At 71.2% G+C, this 23,524-nt stretch carries 19 protein-coding genes; 8 read left to right on the forward strand and 11 right to left on the reverse strand.

Features of this window, described 5'->3' with window-relative positions:
- Positions 1 to 90: 90 nt before the first annotated feature.
- Complete coding sequence (locus ACIPYW_RS03375; RefSeq protein ID WP_400410718.1) at positions 91 to 993, forward strand: hypothetical protein; 903 nt, start codon at positions 91 to 93, stop codon at positions 991 to 993.
- A gap of 68 nt (positions 994 to 1,061) precedes the next feature.
- Here the strand turns inward: ACIPYW_RS03375 and ACIPYW_RS03380 are convergent, their stop codons facing one another.
- From ACIPYW_RS03380 to ACIPYW_RS03410, 7 genes are all read right to left on the reverse strand, one after another.
- Positions 1,062 to 2,249 (reverse strand): glycoside hydrolase family 1 protein, encoded by a 1,188-nt coding sequence (locus ACIPYW_RS03380; protein WP_400412503.1) that lies wholly within the window; start codon positions 2,247 to 2,249, stop codon positions 1,062 to 1,064.
- Positions 2,250 to 2,273: 24 nt separating this feature from the next.
- Complete coding sequence (locus ACIPYW_RS03385) at positions 2,274 to 3,146, reverse strand: alpha/beta fold hydrolase (RefSeq protein ID WP_400410720.1); 873 nt, start codon at positions 3,144 to 3,146, stop codon at positions 2,274 to 2,276.
- Complete coding sequence (locus tag ACIPYW_RS03390; protein ID WP_400410722.1) at positions 3,143 to 4,924, reverse strand: ABC transporter ATP-binding protein; 1,782 nt, start codon at positions 4,922 to 4,924, stop codon at positions 3,143 to 3,145. The genes ACIPYW_RS03385 and ACIPYW_RS03390 overlap by 4 nt, the downstream gene beginning before the upstream one ends.
- Complete coding sequence (locus ACIPYW_RS03395) at positions 4,921 to 5,850, reverse strand: ABC transporter permease (protein ID WP_400410724.1); 930 nt, start codon at positions 5,848 to 5,850, stop codon at positions 4,921 to 4,923. The genes ACIPYW_RS03390 and ACIPYW_RS03395 overlap by 4 nt, the downstream gene beginning before the upstream one ends.
- On the reverse strand, positions 5,847 to 6,827 hold the full coding sequence (locus tag ACIPYW_RS03400) for an ABC transporter permease (RefSeq protein WP_400410726.1): 981 nt from the start codon (positions 6,825 to 6,827) through the stop codon (positions 5,847 to 5,849). The genes ACIPYW_RS03395 and ACIPYW_RS03400 overlap by 4 nt, the downstream gene beginning before the upstream one ends.
- A complete protein-coding gene (locus tag ACIPYW_RS03405; RefSeq protein WP_400410728.1) occupies positions 6,824 to 8,584 on the reverse strand; it encodes an ABC transporter substrate-binding protein in 1,761 nt (586 codons plus the stop codon). The genes ACIPYW_RS03400 and ACIPYW_RS03405 overlap by 4 nt, the downstream gene beginning before the upstream one ends.
- 146 nt (positions 8,585 to 8,730) lie before the next feature.
- Positions 8,731 to 9,837, reverse strand: a complete 1,107-nt coding sequence (locus tag ACIPYW_RS03410) for a LacI family DNA-binding transcriptional regulator (protein ID WP_400410729.1) — start codon at positions 9,835 to 9,837, stop codon at positions 8,731 to 8,733.
- 226 nt (positions 9,838 to 10,063) lie between these two features.
- Between ACIPYW_RS03410 and ACIPYW_RS03415 the strand changes: the two genes are divergently transcribed.
- Positions 10,064 to 10,216, forward strand: a complete 153-nt coding sequence (locus ACIPYW_RS03415) for a hypothetical protein (protein WP_400410731.1) — start codon at positions 10,064 to 10,066, stop codon at positions 10,214 to 10,216.
- 27 nt (positions 10,217 to 10,243) lie between these two features.
- Here the strand turns inward: ACIPYW_RS03415 and ACIPYW_RS03420 are convergent, their stop codons facing one another.
- Positions 10,244 to 10,981, reverse strand: coding sequence for a GntR family transcriptional regulator (locus ACIPYW_RS03420; RefSeq protein WP_400410733.1), 738 nt, complete (start codon positions 10,979 to 10,981; stop codon positions 10,244 to 10,246).
- A 115-nt stretch (positions 10,982 to 11,096) separates the two neighbouring features.
- On the opposite strand from ACIPYW_RS03420, the gene ACIPYW_RS03425 reads away from it, so the two are divergent.
- On the forward strand, positions 11,097 to 12,242 hold the full coding sequence (locus ACIPYW_RS03425; protein ID WP_400412504.1) for an MFS transporter: 1,146 nt from the start codon (positions 11,097 to 11,099) through the stop codon (positions 12,240 to 12,242).
- Positions 12,243 to 12,444: 202 nt separating this feature from the next.
- On the opposite strand, the gene ACIPYW_RS03430 is transcribed toward ACIPYW_RS03425, so the two are convergent.
- A complete protein-coding gene (locus ACIPYW_RS03430; RefSeq protein ID WP_400410735.1) occupies positions 12,445 to 13,602 on the reverse strand; it encodes a Vms1/Ankzf1 family peptidyl-tRNA hydrolase in 1,158 nt (385 codons plus the stop codon).
- 232 nt (positions 13,603 to 13,834) lie between these two features.
- Here ACIPYW_RS03430 and ACIPYW_RS03435 point away from each other — a divergent pair, with 232 nt between their 5' ends.
- Genes ACIPYW_RS03435 through ACIPYW_RS03450 form a run of 4 tightly spaced genes read left to right on the forward strand, consistent with a single transcriptional unit; the run spans position 13,835 to position 20,278 of the window.
- Positions 13,835 to 15,199 (forward strand): extracellular solute-binding protein, encoded by a 1,365-nt coding sequence (locus ACIPYW_RS03435; protein ID WP_400410737.1) that lies wholly within the window; start codon positions 13,835 to 13,837, stop codon positions 15,197 to 15,199.
- On the forward strand, positions 15,196 to 16,305 hold the full coding sequence (locus ACIPYW_RS03440) for a carbohydrate ABC transporter permease (protein WP_400410738.1): 1,110 nt from the start codon (positions 15,196 to 15,198) through the stop codon (positions 16,303 to 16,305). Before ACIPYW_RS03435 ends, ACIPYW_RS03440 begins: the two co-directional genes overlap by 4 nt.
- Entirely contained in the window at positions 16,302 to 17,237 is a 936-nt protein-coding gene (locus tag ACIPYW_RS03445; protein WP_400410740.1) for a carbohydrate ABC transporter permease, read from the forward strand. The genes ACIPYW_RS03440 and ACIPYW_RS03445 overlap by 4 nt, the downstream gene beginning before the upstream one ends.
- A complete protein-coding gene (locus tag ACIPYW_RS03450; RefSeq protein ID WP_400410742.1) occupies positions 17,234 to 20,278 on the forward strand; it encodes a glycoside hydrolase family 2 TIM barrel-domain containing protein in 3,045 nt (1,014 codons plus the stop codon). Before ACIPYW_RS03445 ends, ACIPYW_RS03450 begins: the two co-directional genes overlap by 4 nt.
- Before the next feature lie 188 nt (positions 20,279 to 20,466).
- Here ACIPYW_RS03450 and ACIPYW_RS03455 read toward each other — a convergent pair whose 3' ends face one another.
- Positions 20,467 to 20,883 (reverse strand): DUF3151 domain-containing protein, encoded by a 417-nt coding sequence (locus ACIPYW_RS03455; RefSeq protein ID WP_400410744.1) that lies wholly within the window; start codon positions 20,881 to 20,883, stop codon positions 20,467 to 20,469.
- A 289-nt stretch (positions 20,884 to 21,172) separates the two neighbouring features.
- On the opposite strand from ACIPYW_RS03455, the gene ACIPYW_RS03460 reads away from it, so the two are divergent.
- A complete protein-coding gene (locus ACIPYW_RS03460) occupies positions 21,173 to 22,750 on the forward strand; it encodes an ABC-F family ATP-binding cassette domain-containing protein (RefSeq protein ID WP_400410746.1) in 1,578 nt (525 codons plus the stop codon).
- Between the two features lie 57 nt (positions 22,751 to 22,807).
- On the opposite strand, the gene ACIPYW_RS03465 is transcribed toward ACIPYW_RS03460, so the two are convergent.
- Entirely contained in the window at positions 22,808 to 23,506 is a 699-nt protein-coding gene (locus tag ACIPYW_RS03465; protein WP_400410748.1) for an SDR family oxidoreductase, read from the reverse strand.
- Positions 23,507 to 23,524: the final 18 nt, after the last annotated feature.

Below are 23,524 nucleotides of genomic sequence, written 5' to 3' on the forward strand. Positions count from 1 at the left end.
GGGCAGGAGCGTAGACAGGTCGTGCGCCACACTCCAGCGATCAAGATGTCATATGCACGAAGACGGATCGTCGACGACTAAGCTCGGACCGTGCGATGGAGTCGAGTGGGCTGGCCCGCGGTCGGGTACGTCTCCCTCGAGGACGTCGAGGGCTACCCCGAGCACCTCGCACGACTCCTGACCGACGCCCCGCCCACCGTGGCCGCCCTCGCGTCGGTCACCTGGAACGAAGCGCGCGTCGAACGCTGGGAGACCGAGACCCCTGCTGACGACGGCAGCACGGCCGTGAGCGCAGCCGTGGTCGTCCGGAACGACGAGGTCCTCGATACCCCGGACGGCCTCTGGAAGCGCTGGAACCACGCCCGCGTGACCCTGCGGTTCGACCGTGCCGTCCTCGATCCGGTCGACACGGAGACCCTCGACCTCCTCGCCGGGGACGTCCACGTCACGCGCGGCGAGCTCGCGCACGTCGACGCGGACGTCTGGGAGCTCCGGCTCCTGCTCTCCCCCACCGGTGAGCTCGCGGTGCACTTCCGTGACGTCGCGATCGAGGTCCGGTCCGTGCACGAGGACGACTGGGCAGGCCTGGAGCAGCGCCGGCAGCACGGTTGGCACGGCCCGGTACCGGACGGCTGGGTGGAGTGGGCGACGCCGGCGGTGCGTGCGGCGGCACACGGTGACGTCGGCGGGCTGTCGCTCGCGCTCGACGGCATCGGTGGCGAAACGGTCGGGATCGACGAGGTCGACCCCCGCTGGGGCTTCGCCCCGCTGCACGCCGCGGCCTGGTTCGACCGGCGCGGCACGACGGAGGCGCTGCTGGAACGGGGCGCGGACGTGACCGTGCCCGACGCCGAGGGGCGCAGTGCCCTTGATCTCGCCCGCGAGCGCGGCTCGCGGAAGGCGGAGGAGGTCCTGCTCGCCTGGTTCGACGACCAGACGGCGGGGCTGCACTTCACGGCGGAGGACCCCACCTCGGACGAATCGGCGGACTGAGACACAGAACGAACAGGAGGCTCGGTGCCAGCGGGCACCGAGCCTCCTGTCCGGCAGACGCGACCGTCTCAGACCGTGAGCGCGTTCGCCTGCGCGACCCGCCCGTACCAGCGCGCCGAGTCCTTCGGCGTCCGCTCGAAGGTCTCGCGGTCCCACGCGACGAGCCCGAAGGTCGGGCGGTAGCCCGACGCCCACTCGTAGTTGTCGAGCAGGGACCAGTGCTGGTAGCCGAGGACCTCGATGCCGTCCTCGATGCAGCGGTGGATGCCCTCGAGGGCGCCCTGCGTGTACGCGACCCGGCGGGAGTCGTCGGCGGTGGCGATGCCGTTCTCGGTGATCATGAGCGGCACGTGCCCGGAGAGCTCCCACGCCGAGCGGAGGCCGTCGGCGGAGGCCTCGGGGTAGAACTCCCAGCCGGTCAGGGTCGTCTCGACGTCGTCCGCGACGGGCAACGGACCGTCCGGGCCGATGAAGGTGCGGGTGTACGCCTGCACGCCGAGGAAGTCGTCACCGGCGGCCTGCTCGAGGTACCAGTCGTCGCGCGGGTACCCGTACTCGCGGAGCATCTCGTCCGAACCGGGTTCGCCGTTCGACCGGAAGGCCTGCGTCGCGATGGTCCAGCCGGACTGCAGCCCGGACACCTGTGACAAGACCTCGCGGGATCGCTGGTGCGACGCGAGCAGGGCGTCGGCGACGCCGAGGTCCGGGTTCGGGAGGCCGTACGCGACGAGGTTCGACGCGTCCTCTCCCCCGGCGAGCATCGCGGCGATGTTCGGCTCGTTGATCGTGCAGACGTAGCGCACGCCGTCCTGGACCACGGGCAGCGCGGCCTCGGTGTAGCGGGCGAACAGGTCGGCCGCGTCGGGTGCGCGCCAGAAGCCGTCGCGCTCGAACCAGCGCGGGACGGTGAAGTGCATGAGCGTGACGATGGGTTCGATGCCGAACTCGTGGCAGGTCTCGACCATGCGGCGGTAGTGGTCGATCTCCGCGCGGGAGACGAAGCCGCGCTCCGGCTCGATGCGCGCCCACTCGATGCTGAACCGGTAGGAGTTCAGGCCGAGGTCGGCGGCGATCCGGATGTCCTCGCGGTAGCGGTGGTAGCTGTCCGCGGCGTCGCCGGAGGGTTCGACGATGGTGGTGTCGGGCTCGTGCTCGTGGACCCACCAGTTGCTGTTGACGTTGTTGCCCTCGATCTGGTGGGCGGCGGTGGCGGCGCCCCAGAGGAAGCCGTCGGGGAACTGCAGCGTGGTGATGATGGTGCCTTTCAGTGCGTGCTCAGGTCAGTGCGTGCTCAGGAAGCGGTCGAAGACGGCGAGCGTCGCCGCCGGGTTCTCGACCTGCGGGCCGTGGTAGCTCTCGGGGATGACCTCGTAGGCGGCACCGGTGTCCTCCGCCATCTGCCGCTGCCACGGGATCGGCCAGGCACCGTCCCACTCGCCGTGGGTCACGAGCACCGGGAGGCCGGTCGCACGGAGCTCGGCGGAGGCGTCGGTGTGGTCCTCGAGGATGTGGCCACCGGCGACGACGCTCGCGGGGTCGTGTGCGTCGAAGCGGTCGCGGACGAACCGCGGGTCGTCGGGGAGCTCCTCGTCGGGGCGGTAGGCCCAGAGCGGGTTCGTCGAGTCGAACAGCTGGCGGAGGTTCCCGCCGGTGTCGTGCAGGATCGTGAGCTCGGCGACCTTGCGGTAGGGCCAGCCGTACGGTCCGGAGCAGAACTGGACGACGTCACGGAACGAGTCCGGCGAAGCGATGGCGGCCTCGCGGACGATGACACCGCCGAGCGAGTGGCCGATGAGGTGCACGGGAGCGCCGTCGTCGAGCAGCCGAGCGACCCGGACGACGTCGGCGGCTTCCTCCTGCAGCGTGTACCCGGACGGCGACGCCGCCCGGGCCGAGTCGGCCTGCCCACGTCGGGTGATCGCGACCGCGGTCCAGCCGGCGTCGCCCAGGAGCGGCATGAACGTCCGCCAGTCCTCCTTCGACCCCGTGTACCCGGGGACGATCAACACGACGCCCTTCGACCGCCCGGTGGGCACGACGCGGTAGGCGGTGAGCCGCCCGACGGGGAGGTCGATGCCGACGACGTCGACGCCGTCCGGGGTGGGGAGGTGCCCGAACGCGGGGACGGTCGGGAAGTCGTGGAGCGTGGTCATGCCTGCAGTGCCCTTCGGGGGTTCGGCACCGCGTCGAGCAGTGCCACCGTGTACGGGTCCTGCGGGTCCTGCAGCACCTCGGCCGTGCGGCCCCGTTCGACCACGGCGCCGTCGTGCAGCACCATGATGTCGTCCGTGATGAGCCGCGCGCTCAGCAGGTCGTGCGTGATGTAGAGGAGCGAGACGCCCCACTGCTCGCGCAGGTCCTCGAGGAGCGCGAGCACCCCGGCACGCAGCGTGACGTCGAGCATCGAGACGGGCTCGTCGGCGATGATGACCTGCGGGTCGGACGCCAGCGCCCGGGCGATGACGACACGCTGGCGCTGCCCGCCGGAGAGCTGGTGCGGGAGCTTCTGCGCGAACTGCTCGACGGGCGTCAGGCCCACGGTCTCGAGCAGCTCGAGCATCCGTCGCCTCGCGTCACGGCCGCGGAGTCCGGTGTAGTTTGCGATCGGCCGGGACAGGATGTACTCCACCGTGTGCAGCGGGTTGAGCGCCGCGTACGGGTCCTGGAACACCATCTGCACCTCGGAGCGGAGGTCCTTCAGCCCGCGTCGCCCGAGCTTCGCGACGTCCGTGTCGCCGAACCGGACGGTGCCGGTGGTGGGCTTCTCGACGCCGGTCAGCATCTTCGCGATCGTGGACTTGCCGGAGCCGGACTGGCCGACGAGAGCGAGCGACTGCCCTGGCTCGAGCGTGAACGAGACGTCGCGGACGGCCTGGACGGGCTGCTCGCCGCGTCGGGGTGCCGGGTACGTCTTGACGAGGTGGTCGACGACGATCGGGTTGCGCGCGGCGCTGCGCTCGCGGGAGCCGACCGTGCTGAACGACGACGTCGTCTCCTGGCGGGTGGCCGAGGGATCGCGCTGCGACCGGTCCGGGAACCCCGGGAGCGAGACGACCTCGGCACGCGGGTCGGCGTAGTGCGACAGCAGCATCTTCGTGTACTCGTCCTGTGGGTCGCGCAGGATCTCCGTCGAACCACCGTCCTCGACGATGCGGCCCTCGTGCATGACGAGCACGCGCTCGGTGGCCTCGAGGACGATGCCGAGGTCGTGGCTGATGAGGATCGCCGTGAACCCCTCGGACCGCTGCAACTCGATGATCGTGTCCATCACGGCGTGCTGGACGAGGACGTCGAGCGCCGTGGTCGGCTCGTCGAACACCATGAGCCGGGGTTCGAGCGACAGCGCGAGGGCGATCGACACGCGCTGCCGCATGCCGCCGGAGAGCTCCCCGGGGTAGCGGGCGAGCATCGTGGCGGGGAGCTTCACCTTCTCGATGAGCTCCCGCATCCGGGCGTCCCACCGCTCGCGCGGCACGTGCCCGTGTGCCTTGAACACGTCGATGAAGTGGTTGCGGATCGTCCGCACCGGGTTGAGCGCGTTCATGCCCGACTGCAGCACCATCGCGAACCCGCCCTGCCGCTGCTGGCGGAGCGCTTCGTCGTCGAGGTCGCGGATGTCCGACCCGGCGAAGAAGATGTTGCCGCCGTTGGTGCGCGCTGGAGGCTTCTGCAGCCGCGTCAGCGCGTACCCGAGGGTCGACTTGCCGGAGCCGGACTCCCCCACGAGGCCGACGAACTCGCCCTTCCGCAGGGAGAACGACACGTGGTCGACGGCCTGGACGGCCTCCTGGCCGGCGGACTCGTAGACGACCGACAGGTCGCGGACGTCCAGCAGGACGTCACCAGCGTCGGGACCTTCGGACTGGAAGCGCGTGGCGGCGCCGCCACGGGCCTCCCGGCCGTCTGCTGCGTGCGTGGGTGCGCCGCTCATGCGGTGGCCTCCTTGCGCTTGCGGCGCGCGCCCTCGCGCAGCCGCGGGTTGGACACGGCGTCGACGCCGAAGTTGATCAGGGTCAGGCTCATCGCCAGGAGGGCGATGCAGAGACCGGGGGCGAACAGCAGGATCCACTGACCGGTGAGCAGCGCGTTCGAGTTCTGCGCCCAGTAGAGGATCGTGCCCCAGCTGACGATCGACGAGTCACCGAGCCCGAGGAACTCGAGGCCCGCCTCGGCGAGGATCGCGCTCGTCGCGGCACCGAAGAACGAGCCGACGATGAGGCTCGTCATGTTCGGGAGGATCTCGCGGAACACGATGCGGGTGGCGCCGTCGCCGGAGAACTGCGCGGCCGTCACGAAGTCGCGGCTGCGGAGCGATTGCGTCTGGCTCCGGAGGACACGAGCGCCCCACGCCCACCCGGTGACCACGATCACGGCGATGATCACCGCGATGCCGCCGTTCTGCAGGTACGCGGCGATGACGATCATGAGCGGCAGGCCGGGGATGACGAGGAAGAGGTTCACGATGAACCCGATGACCTCGGCGACCCAGCCGCGGATGTAGCCCCAGCTCAGGCCGATGGCGACGGCCACGAGCGTGGACAGGAAGCCCGCGACCGCACCGACGAGCACGGAGACCCGGGCGCCGTAGATGAGCTGGGAGAGGACGTCCTCGCCGGCGGCGGTGGTGCCCATCCAGTGCGCCCACGTGGCGTCGGCGCTGCGGGCGAAGCCGTTCTGGCTCGCACCGTAGGGGGCGAGGAGCGGGGCGGCGATCGCCACGACGACGAACACGGCAAGGATGATGATGCCGATGCGGGCCTTGGTGTTGCTCCACACGACGCCGAACTGGCGGGCGGCGGCGAGCCACTTGGACGGGGCTGCTGGTTCGTGCTGCGTGCGTACTGCGACAGTGGTCATCGGCGCGTCCTCGGGTCCAGGACGCCGTAGAGGACGTCCACGATGAAGTTGGCGATGAGCACCGACACGGTGATCATCAGGAAGAGGGCCTGCATGAGCGGGTAGTCCTGCCCGATAACGGCGTTGAACAGCAGGTAGCCGATGCCCGGGTACCCGAACACCTGCTCCACGAGCACGGACCCGCCGACGACACCGCCGAGCGCGAGGCCGAAGCCGGTGAGGTTCGGCAGGATCGCGTTCCGCGCGGCGTACCGGACGGCGACCGTGCGGCCGCGGAGCCCGTTGGCCTCGGCGAAGGTGACGTAGTCGTCGCCGAGCGTGTTGATCATCGCGTTGCGCATGCCGATGATCCAGCCGCCGAGGCTCGTCACGAGGATCGTGATCGCCGGGAGCATCGCGTGCTGCAGGGCGTCCCCGATGAACTGTCCGCTGAAGCCCGGCGTGGTCGTGGCCGAGTAGGCCCCGGTCGTCGGGAACCAATGCAGGACGTAGCCGAGGAAGAACAGCAGCAGGAGCGCCGTCCAGAAGTACGGGAACGTCGACATGAAGCTGCCGGACAGGGTCGGGAGCGAGTCGAGCCAGGTGCCGCGCTTCCACGCCGCTCCGACGCCGATGAGGGTGCCGAGCACGAACGCGATGATCGTGACGAGGCCGACCAGGACCAGCGTGTACGGCAGGGCCTGAGCCACGAGGTCGCCGACGGGCTGCGGGTAGAACGTGTAGCTCGTGCCGAAGTCGAGCGTGACGACCTGGTGCAGGTAGCTCACGTAGTGGTCCCAGAGGTTGCCGCTCGGGACACCGAGCTGCGCCTCGATCGCCTTCTTGGTGGCGTCGGTGACGGGGCCGTTCTGGCTGAGCTTCGCGAGTGCGGCGTCGGTCGGACTGCCCGGCATGAGGCGCGGGAGCACGAAGTTCAGCGTGACCGCGGCCCACAGGGTCAGGACGAACAGGACGAGTTTCTGGAGGAGGTACTTCACTGGTCGGCCTCCTTCGTCTCTTCCAGGATCTTCTTGCCCGCCGCGCTGTCGCGGAGCCGGAGCTTCGAGAAGATCAGCAGCGGTGCCGAGTCGTAGTTCTGCGGTGCCATGTACGGGTCCTCCGCGCTCGGCCACCCGACGAACTTGTTCGTGTTGAACAGGCCCCAGAGGCCGCCGTAGTACATGCCGATCACCGGGACGTCGTCGTAGACGATGTTCTGCAGCCGGTGCAGGATCTCCAGCTGCTCCACCTTGTCGGTCGTCGCCTTGTACTCGTCGAGGAGCGCCTGGGTGTCGGCGTTCTTGTAGCGCTCGTAGTTGTTCACCGTCGACTTGCCGACGGGCTGGTAGAAGTCGCTCGACAGCAGCGAGTTGAACGCCTGGTAGACGTCACCGTTGCCCATGCCGCCCATGGCCATGTCGAACTTGCCGTTGTTGAGGTTGGCCTGGTACCCGGCCGGCTGCGGCGCCTGGAGCGACACCTTGATGCCGATGGCGGTGAGGTCGCGCTGCACCTGCTGGGCTGCGCGGAGCCAGTCGGAGTAGCCGTTCGCGGTCATGATCGTGATGGTCAGCTGCTTGCCGTCCTTCACGAGCTTGCCGCCCTGCTGCGTGTACCCGGACTTCGCGAACTCCTGGAGGGACCGCTTCGTGTCCTGCGTGATCATCCCCTTGTCGGGGATGGACGGGTCGAGGTACTGCTCCTGGTTGGGCAGGATGAGGCCCGTCTGACCGGCGGCCGTCAGGTTGCCCTCGGTCGCGGTCTCGGCGATGTCCGTTCGGTCGAGCGCGTACGAGATGCCCTTGCGGACGTTGACGTCGTTGTACGGCGCCTTCGTGAGGTTCGGCACGAGGCCGATCACACCGCCGGCCGGGAACCACCACGTGTTGGTCTTCGACGCAGCACCCCACGTGCCCTTGACGTCCGAGATGAACGAGTACGCCCAGTCGTAGCCGCGCGTGACGGTGTCGAGCTGGGTGTTCGTGGCTGGGAGGACGAGGTGCTTGATGGCGATCTTGTCGGCCTGCCAGTACCGGGGGTTCTTGTCCATCGAGTACTGCTGGTCGGTGTAGTTGCCGAGCACGAACGGCCCGGTGCCGACGGGGTTCGGGTCGCGCCACGTGGTCGGGTCCTTGACCTTCCCCCAGTGCTGCTCGCCGAGGATGTACGTCGCGCCGATGATGTTGAGGCTCGGCACGTCGTCGCTCTTGAGGTGGAAGACGACGTGGTCGCCGTCCTGCTCGATGCGGTCGATGTGCTGCCAGGCGCCCTTGATGTCCATCGCGGGGAACTTCTTGAGCAGGTCGAACGTGAAGACGACGTCCTTCGCGCTGAAGGGGTCGCCGTTCGACCACTCGACACCCTGCCGGATGGTCATGTCGATCGTGCGCGCGTTGGGCTGGGTCCAGCTGCTCGCGAGCCAGGGCGTGCCCTTGCCGTCGAGCGGGTTGACCTCGATCAGCGGCTCGTACATCCACTTGCTCGCGGTGCGGGCGTTGGAGATGTACGGGTTGAAGTTGCGGTCGAACAGCGGGTTGCCGTGGTCGGCGTTGATGAGCATCGTGTCCTTGCCGATGCTCGGGTCCGGCTGGGAGCGGACCTGGATGCTGCAGCCGCTGGCCGCGAGGGCCACGACCGCGATCCCGGCCAGGGCGGCGAGGAGACGGCCGTGCCGGCGGGGACGGGCGGGGCCGGTGGCACGGGCGCCGCGGGCTGTGCGCGGAGCGGCCGTGTGCGGGCCTGCTGGTTCGCGCACGCCTGGCTCGCGCATGCGCTGTGGGGGAAGCGTCATTGCTCGGTCGACCTCCGTGTCGATTCGGTACCGCACCAATGTATGCGCTTACATCACGGCGTGCAACCATCGGTTTTGATTGGCGGGGTGGAACACGGCGTCCGATGCCGTCAGGCGTCGAGCACCGGCGGGCAGCTCTCGCGGAGCAGGACCTCGACCGGCAGGCGCACGGCGCGCGGGGGCCCGTCGGGGTGGGCGAGCCGTTCGACGATCGCCCGCACGGCGGCACGCCCGAGCTCACCCATCGGCTGGTGCACGGTCGTGAGGCGCGGCTGCGAGAAGCGACCAGCGTCGATGCCGTCGAACCCGGTGACGACGACGTCCTCCGGCACGCGGATTCCGAGGGCCGCAGCGGCATCGAGCGTGCCGAGCGCCGACTGGTCGTTCGAGCAGACGACCGCACGGGGGACGGCACCCTCGAAGAGCGACGTCGCGAGCTGCCGGGCGCGGGCGCGGCCGAAGTCGCCGTGCACCACGGGCACGTCGGCCGGGTCGACCCCGTGCTCGACGAGGGCCGCGCGGAACCCCGCCGCGCGCTCCATGTCGTCCGGCGAGTCGATCGGACCGGCGACGTAGGCGATCGAGCGGATCCCGAGGCGTCCGACCACGTGCGACACGACGGTCCGCATGCCCGCGGCGTTGTCGACGCTCACCGAGTCAAAGCCGTGCGAGCGCCGGTCGTCCGCGAGCACCACCACGGGGATGCGCCGGGCGACGTGCTCGAGCAGTTCGTCCGGGACGGTCTGCGCGAGCACGGCGAGGCCGTCGACCCGGCCGGCGACGTCGTTCACGATGACGTCCCGCGACGGACCCCGACCGGCCGCGACCATGAGCGCGAGGCCGCGCTGCCACGCCTCGACCTCGGCGCCGCGGAGGACCTCGTCGAAGTAGAGGTTCGACGAGAACGGCTGCGTCACGTGCCGGCGGTCGTCGACCACGCGGACACCGCCGTCCGTGACGAGGTCCGGCCGCTCGTCGGGCACGACGTCGAAGCCCGGGAGCAGGAGTCCGACCACGCCGGTGCGCTTGCCGGCGAGGGCGCGCGCGTTGCCGGAGGGCACGTAGCCGAGCGTCCGGATGGCCGCCTGCACGCGGTCGCGGGTGCCCTCGCGGACGGCGTCCGGTGTCCGGAGCACGCGCGAGACGGTGGCGATGGAGACACCGGCGGCGGACGCCACGTCGTAGACCGTGGGAGGTGCGGTGCGCTGTCCAGCCAAGCCGTGCCTCCCGTCCGCCGTCGCGCTGGTGGTGCCGCGCCCGGTGCGGCCGGACCATCCTAGGCACGCCGTCCGGGCCGATCCGTCCACAGGTGCGTGCAGACCCTTGCGCTTCGCGGACGAACACGGTCACACTTGAGCGACCTCAGTACGTCCCGTGAGGAAGCGCATCCGCAGGCAGGGGCCTGCGCCACCGATCCGATGCCCACACACACAGGAGCCGACGATGTCGAAGAACACCCGCGGACAGAGCCGTGACGTCATCACCGAGTCGATCGCCATCGACGAGGTGAAGAGCGGACTGCTCGACCACAGTCAGGGGAACCAGAACGCCTGGATCTTCGGTGAGGCCGACGGGAGCGAAGAACCGACGCTCTGACGCGCCGGTCGCCGCGAGCCAGCGCCGTCAGCGCTCCGTCGGAGCGCCGGAGCGCTCGGTCGGCCCGACGATCGCCATGCCCGCACCGCGGAGCCGCCGGCGCTCCTGCGCGATGAACGCGAGCAGCCGGTCGTTGGTACCGGCGACGTGCGCTGCGAGCAGCTCCGCCGCGCGGTCGGCGTCGCCCGAACGGACGGCGTCGAGGATCGCGCTGTGCTCGTCCCAGGCGGCGTCGCGGGCCTCGGGCGTCCGCACCTCGATCCAGCGGGTCCGCTCGAGGCGGGTGAGCGCGTCCGCGACGGCGTCGGTGATGAAGCGGTTGCCGCCGAGCGACGCGAGGTCGAGGTGGAACGTCGAGCCCATCCGGATGCCCGAGCGCTGGTCGGGTGCCTCGCGGAGGTCGTCGAGGTGCGCCCGGACCTCGTCGAGCTGCTCGATCGAGGCGCGCGCGACCGCGAGCCTGGCGGCCGCGGGCTCGAGGACGCCGCGGAGTTCCGCGAGCGAGGCGATCTCGTCGAGGTCGATCGGGGTGACCGTCCACGAGCGCCCCTCGTGCAGGATGAGCCCCTCGCGCTCGAGCCGCGACAGCGCGGCGCGGACGGGGGTGCGTGAGGCGTGGAAGCGCGCCTCGAGACCGCGCTCGGAGATGCGCTCGCCCGGGGCGATGTCGAGCGTCAGGATCGCCGCCCGGAGGTTGTCGTAGAGCTGCGCGGTCTGCGAGACCGGCGCGTCGTCCGCGGTCACCACGTCTGTCGTTCCAGCCACGGTCCGAGAGCCTAGCAGGCATGGTATACCGTTTTGGTATACCAATCAGTTCTCGAACGGAACCATCGTGACGACGACCACCGCTCGCCCGACGACGACCCGACGTGCCTGGACGATGCTCGCGCTCGGGGTCGCGGCACAGGCGGCAGGGACCCTCGTCGTGTCGGCGCCGGCACTCCTCATCCCGTACCTGCACGCGCACGGCACACCGTTGCCCGTCGCCGGGGTCCTCGCCGCGGCGCCCACGTTCGGCATGGTCCTGACGCTGATCGCGTGGGGTGCCGTCACCGACCGGTTCGGCGAGCGGGTGGTGATCGCGGGCGGGCTCGTCCTCACGACCACCGCGGTGGCGGCAGCGTGGGGGTCGGCCGGTGACACCGTCCTGCTCGGGATCGCGTTCCTGGCTGCAGGCATGACGAGCGCCTCCACGAACGCGGCGAGTGGTCGCGTGGTCGTCGGGTGGTTCCCGAAGGAGCGCCGCGGACTCGCGATGGGGATCCGGCAGATGTCGCAACCGCTCGGCGTCACCCTTGCCGCGGTGACGGTCCCCCAGCTCGCCGAGGGCGCCGGCATCCGGGCGTCGCTCGTGCTGCCGGTCGTGCTCTGCGCCGTGCTCGCGGTCCTCTGCGCGATCGGCATCGTCAACCCGCCGCGGGCCTCGCGGGCCGACGCCCCGGCGGAGCACGTGGCGAACCCCTACCGCACCGACGGGTTCCTCTGGCGGGTGCACGCGGTGTCGGTGCTGCTCGTGGTGCCGCAGTTCAGCCTGTCCACGTACGGGCTGGTGTGGCTCGTCGGGCTCGGGTGGTCGACGGGTGCGGCCGGACTCCTCGTCGGCGGCGCGCAGTTCGTCGGTGCCGTCGGGCGCATCCTCGTCGGGGCCTGGAGCGACCGGGTCGGCTCCCGTGTCGGCCCGCTGCGGATCGTCGCCCTGAGCGCCGCGGCGGTGATGGGCGTGCTCGCGCTCGTGGACGTGACACACCTGGCAGCGGGGGCGGTGTTCCTCGTGGTGGCGACGAGCGTGACCGTCGCGGACAACGGGCTGGCGTACACGTCGGTGGCCGAAGCCGCGGGACCGTTCTGGTCGGGTCGTGCCCTCGGGGCGCAGAACACGGGGCAGTTCATCGCGGCGAGCGCCGTCGGTCCAGGTGTCGGCGCGCTCGTCGCGGGACTCGGGTTCGCGGCGTCCTTCTCGATCGTGGCGGTCCTGCCGCTGCTGGCGCTCCCGCTCGTGCCGAGGGCGGACCGCTCGCACGACTGACGCGCCCGGGCGTGCGGTACCGAGGTTGCGCGACTCGCCGCCCGCACGTCACCGAGGTTCCGACGACCGCGGCGGGAGCCGGTGAGATGCCGGTGTTCCGGAACCTCGGCAGGGCGGCTCGGGTGCGGAGGCGCGCGCGGGACGGACGGGAGGCCCGTGGCGGGGTCGCCACGGGCCTCCCGTCCGTCAGGGGGTCGCGTGATCAGGCGGGCACCGCCGGTCCGACCGGCCAGCGCAGGAGCGCGGCCGCCGCCGCCCCGCCCGGCAGGGACGCCGCGTTGACGAGTACGAGCTCCGCGTCCGTCAGCACCGCCGCCCGGACGAGCGCGCAGACCGCGGGCACCGGCCCGATCACCGGGACGCCGCCCGCCTGCTCCGGAGCCGTCGCGACCCAGGGCGCCGCCCCGAGTGCGAGGAGCGTCCGGTCCCCGATGGCGACGGCGTCGAGCGCGACCACCGAGCTCTGCGCCTGCTGCAGCGCCTCGACCACGGAGCCGAGCCCGGTCACGGCCTGGTTGTCGCCGCGTCCGACGTGGGTGCGGAGGAGGTCCTCCAGGTCGTGCCGACGCGTGGCGACGACACGGGCGAGTGCGACCTCGACGTGCTCGACGAAGGCCTGCTTCGACGCCGTGTCGGCGCGGGGGTCACCGGGGAACACCGACACGAGGGCCTTCGTCTCGGCCGACAGGGACTTCACCAGGAGCTCGCGTGCGGTGACGTCCCCCGCGATGACGACGAGCCCTGGTCGGCGCTCGCGGACCGTGGCGTCGAGGGCACCAGCGAGCTCGGACTGGTTCTGCTTCCAGATCTCCTCGGTGTGCTGCTGCCAGTGCGGCTGCTTCCACCCGGTGCCGGCCTTGGCGTAGTGCAGGGTGTCGTTGCGGCCCTCGACCTGCTGCTCGTCCGGGGCGACGGGCGCGTGGCCGAGCCGGTAGGTGCGGAAGGCTCCGCCCTCCTTGCCGGCGTGCACGACGAGGAACGGCAGGTCGACGGGGCGGTGTGCGACGAGGGGCACGAGGTCCGGGACGGCTCCGACGCCGACCGACTCCGCGCCGTGCAGGTGTCCGGGGAGCACCTCGCTCAGGACGATCGATCCCTCGTGGACGAGCACGTACCGGGTGACGGGCGAGGGGACGCCGGCCTCCTGCTCGAACTCGGCGGCGACGGCGTCCACGACGGCGTCGGTGGCACCCTGGGCACGGAGCGACTCCTCGACCGCGCGGAGCTTGAGCGCCGCCTGCCGCCTCGGGTCCTCCACGTTGCCGGAGACGTCCGCGTAGGCCCAGGCCCACGTGCCCCCGTCCTCCAGCCGCTGTCCCAGGATCTCGTGCAGTTCGCTCGTCGCGTTGGTCGACGTCATGGCAGCTCCTTCCGCTCAGCGTGCCGGAGCAGGTCTGCCCCGACGGCGGACACCGGTTCGGACGGACCCTGTCACGGTCCCCTGCGTCCGCGTCAGCCCACACTCCACCCGTCGACCCGGATGCGTCCACAGTGCGGAGGGAACGCCCAGCGACCTGCGTGAAAGTACAGCAACGCTCGGTTTTGTGGTTGGCTGGGCGGGACCCCGATCGACGACGAACCGGAGCCGTGCGATGACGCCGACAGGCAGAAGAAGCCCCATCACGAGACGACAACTCCTGGGCTTCGGCCTGGGGACGGCGGCAGCGGGTCTGCTCGCCGGCTGTGCGGTGCCGGGCTCGACGAACGTGAACAAGGCGGCGTTGATCCCCGCCGCGTCGGGCGGCGAGACCGTCCAGCTCACCTACTGGGCGTGGCTCAAGGACCTGCAGAAGGTCTGCGACGTGTGGAACGCGAAGAACCCCCGCATCCAGGTGACCGCGAACTGGATCCCCGGCGGCAACAGCGGCGGCTACCAGAAGATGTACTCCGCGCTCGCGGCCGGCGGTGGCCCGGACATCGGACAGGTCGAGCTCCGCCAGATCCCCGAGTTCATGCTCGCGAACGGCCTGACGGACCTCGCCCGGTACGGCGCGAAGGACTTCGAGTCGAAGTACGACGAGGCAGCGTGGGCGCAGGTCTCGTTCGTGGACGGCATCTACGGCATCCCGCAGGACACCGGCCCCATGGGCTTCTACTACCAGACCGCGATCCTCGAGCAGGCCGGCGGGGAACCCCCGAAGACGTGGGACGAGTGGCGCGACCTCGCCGACAAGGTGCGGGGGACCGGCAACGGCAACTACCTCGAGGTGTTCCCGGTCGCCGACGCGTCGCCGTTCGCCGCGTACGCACAGCAGGCCGGTGCGCGGTGGTTCAAGATCGACGGCGACGAGTGGGTCGTCGACATGACCGACGACAAGACGATGATGGTCGCCGAGTTCTTCGACGGCGTCATCGACGACAAGCTCGTCGACACGAGCGCCGGCGCGTACTCCCCCGGTTGGTACGCCGCGGCGGCGAGCGGCAAGATCGCGGCCGTCACGAGCGCGAGCTGGGGTGACGCGCTCATCCAGTCGGTGCAGGGCGGCGAGGGCAAGTGGAAGGTCGCGCCCATGCAGACGTGGAGCGACACGGGCTTCGGCTCGAGCGCGATCGGCGGCTCGACGGCCGCGGTCCTCGCCAACGCGAAGCACCCGGCCGAGGCGCTCGAGTTCATCACGTGGATGACCACCTCGCAGGAGGGCATCAACGCGATGATCAAGTACTGCGGCATCGGCTGGTCGCCCGCCAAGGACTACATCGGCGCCGCGCGACAGAAGCCGAGCGCGTGGTTCTCCGGGCAGAACTACAACGAAGAGGTCTTCGTCCCTGCGGCGCAGGAGCAGAACGTCGACTGGTCGTGGTCGCCGGTCACGCAGTCCGCGTTCACGAGCCTGCAGAACCAGTTCCGCCGCAAGCTGACCGGCGGCCTGAAGCTCACCGACGCGGTGGAGCTCGCCCAACGGGAGATCGTCCAGTCCTTCAAGGACAAGGGCCTGAGCGTGAGGACCGCACGATGAGCCAGCAGACCGGCGGCACCACGCCGACCTTCCGGACGAGCACGAAAGCCACCAGCGCGCAGAAGCGGGCGCCGTGGATCCTGCTCGGACCCTTCCTCGCCCTGTTCGTCCTGACGTTCATCATCCCGATCATCAGCGCGCTGTTCCAGAGCTTCACCACCGTCGACCGCAAGGGTCTGTTCGGCGAGGATGGCGTCGTCGGCCGGTTCGCCGGGTTCGACAACTACGCGATCGCGCTGCAGGACTCCGGGTTCGTCGCCTCGATCGGCCGGATGCTGCTGTTCGGCATCGTGCAGGTCCCGGTGATGATCATCCTCTGCACGATCCTGGCGCTGCTGCTCGAGTCGGCGAGCGCCCGCTGGCCCGCGTTCTTCCGAGCCGTGTACTTCATGCCGTACGGCGTCCCCGGCGTCATCGCGACGATCCTGTGGTCGTTCCTGTACGTGCCCGGGCTCTCCCCGATCGTGGCGCTGCTGCAGTCGATCGGGCTGCAGCCGGACTTCCTCGGCGCGAACAGCGTCCTGTGGTCGATCGCGAACATCGTCACCTGGACGTACACCGGCTACAACATGCTCATCATCGTGGCGCAGCTCAAGTCCATCCCGGGCGAGGTCTACGAGGCCGCGAAGATGGACGGCGCGAACGCCTTCCAGGTCGCGTGGCGCATCCAGATCCCGCTCATCGCGCCGGCGCTCGTGCTCACGACCGTGTTCTCGATCATCGGCACGCTGCAGCTCTTCGCGGAGCCGCAGATCCTGTCCACGGTCGCGCCCGCCATCGACACCGAGTACACGCCGAACTACGCGGCCTACACGAACGCGTTCGCTTTCAACGAGTACGGCGTCGCGTCGGCCCAGGCCGTGATCATCGCGCTGGCAGCCTTCATCCTGTCGTTCGCGTTCCTCGCGCTGACGAACCGGCCGCCGAAGAGCGAGCGCGACCAGAAGAGGCGCGCGAAGCGCGACGGCCTGGAGGCACGGCGTGCGCTCCAGACGCGCGTCACCGCCGACGGTGGGTCGCGACCCGCCACCGGTGTCGCGAACCGCAACACGACCACCGGGGCCGCACCGCGCCTCCCCGCTGACCAGAAGGGTGCGGAAGCATGAGCGGCGAGACGATCCAGGCACCGGTGACCAAGCAGGCGGCCGAGCCCGTCGACACCACCGCCATCACGGCGCACCAGCGCCGCAAGCTCGACCGGTCCGGGAAGTCGCAGATCGTCGTGACGGGGATCCTCGTCATCGTCGCGATCTACTTCCTGGTGCCGCTGTACTGGGTGGTCATCGCGGCGACGAAGACCACCGGGGCGCTGTTCGCGACGAACGGGTTCTGGTTCGGCGGCGAGTTCGCGTTGTTCAGCAACATCGCGCAGGTGTTCTCGTACGACGGCGGCATCTTCGTCCGGTGGATCGCGAACAGCATCCTGTACTCGGGCGTCGGCGCCGTGCTCGCGACGTACTTCGCCGCGGCCGGCGGCTACGCGCTCGCGAAGTACGAGTTCCGCGGTCGACAGCTCGTGTTCGGCACGATCCTCGGTGGCGTGCTCGTCCCCGGGACCGCGACGGCGCTGCCGCTGTTCCTGCTGTTCTCGACGCTCGGGCTGACCGACACGTACTGGAGCGTGCTCATCCCGAGCCTCGTCTCGCCGTTCGGGCTGTTCCTGTGCCGGGTCTACGCGGCGGCGTCGGTCGACACGGCGCTCCTCGAGCAGGCGCGCATCGACGGGGCCGGTGAGCTGCGGATCTTCCACACCATCGTGCTGCGGCAGATGACGCCGGCGCTCGTCACGGTGTTCCTGTTCCAGGTCGTCGGCATCTGGAACAACTTCTTCCTGCCGCTCATCATGCTGGCGGACCAGAAGCTGTACCCGATCACACTGGGACTCAACAACTGGCGTGCACAGGTCGATCGTCTGCCAGAGTTCTACCAGCTCACCACCGGCGGAGTGCTCGTCTCGGTCATCCCGCTCGTGATCGCGATCATCGTCCTGCAGCGCTTCTGGCGCGGGGGCCTCACGGAAGGATCGGTCAAGGGTTGACCGTCACTGCACAGCCATCCGCCGACTCGGCACGCGCCGACCTGGCGTCCACCGCCCCCGGCTCCGACTCGCGACTGGCACCCCGTGCCTGGTTGCACACGGACGCCCCCTCGCTGTCGCTGGACGGCGAGTGGGACTTCCGCTGGTCGCCCGTCGCCGACGTCCCGGTCCCCGGAGCCGACGCCGAGTGGGGCACCCTGCCGGTGCCGTCGCACTGGGTGCTGCACGGGCACGGGGCACCGAGCTACACGAACTTGCAGTACCCGTTCCCGATCGACCCGCCGCACCCGCCGGAGGAGAACCCCACCGGTGACCACCGGCGCACGTTCTCGCTGCCGGACTCGTTCGACGCGGCCGCCCGGGTCGTGCTGCGGTTCGACGGCGTGGAGTCGCACTTCCGGGTGTGGCTGAACGGCTCGCTCGTCGGCTGGAGCACCGGCTCGCGGCTCGTCACCGAGTTCGACGTGACCGCGCTGCTGCGTCCGGGGTCGAACGAGCTGCTCGTGCGCGTGCACCAGTGGTCCGGCGCCTCCTACCTGGAAGACCAGGACCAGTGGTGGCTGCCGGGCATCTTCCGCGACGTCACGCTGCTCGCGCGTCCGACGGCGGCGATCGACGACGTGTTCGTGCGCGCCGGTTGGGAGCCCGTGCTGGGCTCTGCGGCCACCGCGGGGACCGCGGCGTCGGGGCGGCCGTCGACGGGGACGGGGACGATCACCGTGCCGACGCTCGACGCCGTGTTCCCGGTGCGGTTCGCCGTTCCGTCCCTCGACGTCGACGTGACGTGGGCGTCCGCGTCCGACGTCGCTCCGATCACCGTCGAGGGCGTCGAGCCGTGGAGCGCCGAACTGCCGCGGCTGTACGACGCGACGCTGTCGACCGGCACCGCCGCCGGCGAACGTACGGGCGGCGAGACCGTCTCGCTCCGCCTCGGCTTCCGGTCGGTGCGGATCGAGGGCGACCGGTTCCTCGTGAACGGTGAGCGCGTGGTCTTCCACGGCGTGAACCGTCACGAGACCCACCCCGTCCGCGGGCGCGTCTTCGACGAGGAGCACGCCCGCGCCGACATGGCGCTCATGAAGCGGAGCAACGTCAACGCGATCCGCACCTCGCACTACCCGCCGCACCCGCGCGTGCTCGACCTCGCGGACGAGCTCGGGTTCTGGGTGGTCCTCGAGTGCGACCTGGAGACCCACGGCTTCCTGTTCACCGGGTGGGTGGGCAACCCCTCCGATGACCCGGCCTGGCGCGACGCGTACCTCGACCGGATCGCGCGGACGGTCGAGCGGGACAAGAACCACCCGTCCATCGTCATGTGGTCCCTCGGCAACGAGTCGGGCACCGGTCGGAACCTCGCGGCGATGTCGCAGTGGGTGCACGACCGCGACGACGAGCGTCCGGTCCACTACGAGGGCGACTACACGGGCGAGTACACCGACGTGTACTCGCGCATGTACCCGACGCTGCAGGAGACCGAGTCGATCGGCGGCGGCACGCCCACGCCCCTGATGGAGTGCGGCCCGGCCGAGGCGGCGCGGCAGCGGTCGAAGCCGTTCATCCACTGCGAGTACGTGCACGCGATGGGCAACGGACCGGGGCAGATCGCCGAGTACGAGGCCCTCGTGGACAAGTACCCGCGGCTCCACGGCGGCTTCGTGTGGGAGTGGCGGGACCACGGCCTGCTCACCCACACCGCCGACGGCACCCCGTACTACGGGTACGGCGGCGACTTCGGCGAGGTCGTGCACGACGGCAACTTCGTGATGGACGGCCTCGTGCTGCCCGACGACACCCCGACCCCGGGCCTCGCGGAGTTCGCGGCCGTCGTGGCGCCGATCCGGATGTCGTCGTCGGACACCACGCTGCTCGTCGAGAACCGGTACCACTCGGCCTCGACCGCGGGACTCCGCTTCAGCTGGACGCTGTCGCGGAACGGCGAGGTCGAGGCGTCCGGGCGGCTCGCCCCCGGCGTGGTCGCCGCTCGGGCGTCCGCGACCGTGCCCGTGCCGGACGAGGTGCTGTCGGCCGCCGCCGGCTCGGTCGCACCCGGCGACGAGCTCTGGTTCGACGTGACCGCGGAGCTCGCCGGACCGACCGCGTGGGCGGACACCGGCCACGTCGTGGCACGCACGCAGCGGCTCGTCGCGAGCCGACCGGCGGACGCGCCACGGGCCTCCCGGCAGGGGTGGGACGGCAGCCGTCTCGGCGACGGCACCTTCACCGCCCGCGGCGACCTGGTCTCGTTCAAGGGCCACGAGGTCGCCGGACCGCGACTCGAGCTCTGGCGCGCGCCGACGGACAACGACCGGCTGTCGTCACAGGGTGGCTACGAGACAGCCGACCCCGTGCTCACCGGCGGCGTCGGCGACCCGGACGCTCCGGCGTCGGCCGAGCGGTGGGTCGAGCGTGGGCTCGACCGGCTGACGCACCGGCTGGTGTCGGTCGACCGCACGGCGGACGGCCTCGTGCAACGGGTCCGGGTCGCGGCGGCGAACAGCGGGTGGGGCGTCGACGTCACGCACCGCTGGACCCTGACGGACGCCGGACTGCAGCTGCAGACGGACGCCGTGCCGTTCGGGGCCTGGGACGTCACGTGGCCGCGGTTCGGCGTGCGGTTCGACCTTCCCGTGTCGTTCCTCGACGAGACCGCGACGTGGTTCGGCACCGGTCCGGAGGAGTCCTACCCGGACTCCGACCACGCGGCACGGGTCGGACGGTTCTCGGCGCCGGTGCGCTCGATGACGGTGGAGTACTCGCGGCCGCAGGAGTCCGGCCACCGGCCCGAGCTGCGCTCGCTGAGCGTCGGCGACATCGCCGTGACGACGGTCGGCTCCCACCGCGCGGGCTTCACGCTCACACCGTGGACCGCGCAGCAGGTCACGCGCGCCGGGCACCCGTACGAGCTGCCGACGCCGGACCACGCGTACCTGTACCTCGACGTCGCGCAGCACGGGCTGGGCTCGCGGGCGTGCGGCCTCGACGTGCTGCCGGAGCACCAGCTGTGGCCGCACGCGGCGTCGTGGAGCGTGGTGCTGGGGTAGGGCTGGGCGGCGCCGTTCGCGTGCGCACAGCCAAAATCACCCCGAACCGCGTTTCCGCGTGGTTCGGGGTGACTTTGGTTGTGCGCTGGCGCTTCGCACCAGGGCGCGGCGGGCCGCGGCAGGGCGCGGCGCGCCTGCCGCGCGGCGCGCCTGCCGCGCGGCGCCTTCCGCGCGGCGCGCCCGCCGCGCTACGCGCCGAGCGCGCGCAGCGCCTCCGGGTCGCTCTGCTCGAGGAACGCCGTCAGCCGCTCGGGCTCGCCGTCCTCGCCGATCGCCTCGGCCGCCCGACGCAGCGCGAACAGCGCCCGGAGCACGCCGCGGTTCGGCTCGTGCGACCACGGCACCGGACCGGCGCCGCGCCACCCGGCCTTCCGCAGCGCGTCGAGCCCGCGGTGGTACCCGACCCGGGCGTAGGCGTACGACTCGAGCGTCGCACCGCGGTCCCAGGCCTCGTCGGCGAGGAGCGCCCAAGCCAGGCTCGACGACGGGTGCGACACCACGACGGAGGCGACGGGGGCGTCCGCGGCGATCGCCGACGTCACCTCCGGTTCCTCGGGCAGCAGGGTCTCGGGGGTGGCTGGGTTCGGCAGCAGGTTCTCCGGCATGCCTCCAGCCTGTCACCTCTTGCGCGGCAGCACCCCCGGGCGTACCGTGGTGGCCCACCCCGTCGTCACCACGGGGTCGCGGTGCGGGACGACCGGCCGCCGCCACGGGTGACGGCCACGGGGGTCCCCGACGGAAGCAGACGAGTTGCTGTCGATCACCGGTTCCGCTCAGCCCACGCGCTGACACCGTGATCGCGCCCGCCGTCGGGCGCTCCACCGCTCGTGCCCGACCGCACGGTGGTGGCTCCGGTGTCGTGCGCCCAGCACCGACAACCGGGGAGGCACCCGTATGCCCATCAGTCCGTCCGTCGTCCTGAACGACCTCAGTTTCGCCTGGCCCGACGGCACCGTCGCGCTCGACCACCTCACCGCCGCCTTCGGCCGCGGCCGCACCGGCCTGGTCGGGAGGAACGGGGCCGGCAAGTCCACGCTCGTCCGGCTGGTCACGGGGCAGCTCCACCCCACCTCGGGATCGGTCACGACGACCGGTCCGGTCGACCTGCTGCCGCAGCGCCTGACCGCGCGGCCCGACGACACCGTCACGGACCTCCTCGGCATCCGACCGACGGTCACGGCGCTCCGAGCGGTCCTCGGCGGCGACGCATCACCGGAGCACTTCGACGTGATCGGCGACGACTGGAACGTCGAGGAGCAGGCCGCCGCCGCGCTGTCCGGCATCGGGCTCGGCCTCGACGGTTCCGACCTCGACCGTCCCGTGTCGACGCTGTCCGGCGGACAGGCCGTGCTCGTCGCCGTCGCCGGGATCCGGATGCGCCGAGCACCGATCGCGTTCCTCGACGAGCCGACGAACAACCTCGACCGACGTGCCCGCGGCGTCCTGCTCGACATGGTCGACGGCTGGTCGGGCACGCTCGTGCTGGTGAGCCACGACCGGGAGCTCCTCGAGCACGTGGACGAGACCTGCGAGCTGCGCTCCGGGACGCTGACCGTGTTCGGTGGGACGTTCAGCGCGTACGAGGAGCACCTCGCGGTGCAGCAGGCCGCCGCCCTGCGCGAGGTCCGGGTCGCCGAGCAGCGGCACCGGAACGAGAAGCGGCAGCGCATCGAGGCGGAGACGAAGATCGCCCGGCGTGCCCGCTCGGGGAAGAAAGCCGCCGAGGGCTTGCCGAAGATCTTCGCGAACGAGATGCGGAAGCGTGGCGAGCAGACCGCCGGGCGACTCCGCACCGGGTACGCCGAGGACGAGGCCGCGGCGCTGGCGGCGAAGCACGAGGCCGAGGCCCGGCTGCGGGTCGACGAGTCGATCACGGTCGCGCTGCCCGATCCGGAGGTGCCGGCCTCCCGGATGATCGCCACCGTGACCGTCCGGGGTCGGGACACCATCGTGCGGGGCCCGGAACGGATCGCGGTCGCGGGCGACAACGGGGTCGGCAAGACGACGCTGCTCGAGCAGCTCGTCGGTCTCCCGGCCGCCCGCGAGCACCCGCTCCCGAGCACCGGTGCCGTCCCGCACGTCGATCGCATCGGCTACCTGCCGCAGCGGAAGGACTCGCTCGACGACACCGCGACCGTGTTCGACAACGTCCGCCGGCACGCCCCGACCGCGAGCGACGCCGAGGTGAAGAACCGGCTCGCCCGGTTCCTCGTCCGTGGGGACGCCGTGGACCGTCGCGCCGGGGACCTCTCCGGCGGCGAGCGGTTCCGGGTGGCCCTGGCGGCGCTCGTGCTCGCGGACCCGCCGCCGCAGCTGCTGGTGCTCGACGAGCCGACGAACGACCTCGACCTGACGAGCGTCGACCAGCTCGTCGACGCGCTGCGGTCCTACCGGGGTGCGCTCGTGGTCGTGAGCCACGACGAGACGTTCCTCGAGCGGCTCGACCTCACGGCCCGGATCGAGCTGTCGTGACCGGGACCGAGGGCCTCGGCCCCGGCCCCGGCACCGGCCCCGGCCCCGGCGGGACGGTCAGCGGCGCTTCGTCGGCCGGATCGCGAGCGACTCGACCGTGCCGCGCTCCGGCAGGTCGACGACGGTGCGGACCGCGGCCGCGACGTCCTCCGGAGCGAGGTAGTACGCGGTGTCGTAGTCCTCGCCGAGCTTCTGCGTGAGGGCGCTCTGCATGTCCGAGTCGGTCCGGCCCGGGTGCACGCTCGACACCCGCACGCCGTTCGCGCGCTCTTCCTCGCGGAGGGCGTCGGCGAAGGCACGGAGGGCGAACTTCGACGCCGCGTAGACCCCGCCACCGGGCCCGGAGTGGAACCCCGAGCCGCTGTTGATCGGCACGACGATGCCCCGGGCCGCGCGGAGGGCCGGGAGCGCGCGACGGGTGAGCTCGGCGACCGCGAACACGTTCGTCGCGAAGACCCGCTCCCACACGGGGCGCTCGGTGTCCGCGACGGTGGTGCCCTCCTCGACGCCGGCGTTGTGCACGAGGACGTCGAGGCGGTCCGGCAGGGCGGGCGCGTCACCGGCACCGAGGTCGCCGACGAACGGCGACGCATGCGGCAGTTCGGACACGAGGGCGTCGACGGCCACGGCGTTCCGACCGCCCACGTACACGTGGTGCGTCCGCCCGAGGTCGAGCGCGATGGCGCGGCCGATCCCGCGGGTCGCGCCCGTCACGAGTGCGGTGGGCAGGCTGACGGGAGGCGCGGTGTCGGTCATGCGCACCAGCCTACGGAT

Origin of the sequence: Curtobacterium sp. NPDC089689 (genome assembly GCF_044749145.1) — a bacterium.
Taxonomy (GTDB): domain Bacteria; phylum Actinomycetota; class Actinomycetes; order Actinomycetales; family Microbacteriaceae; genus Curtobacterium.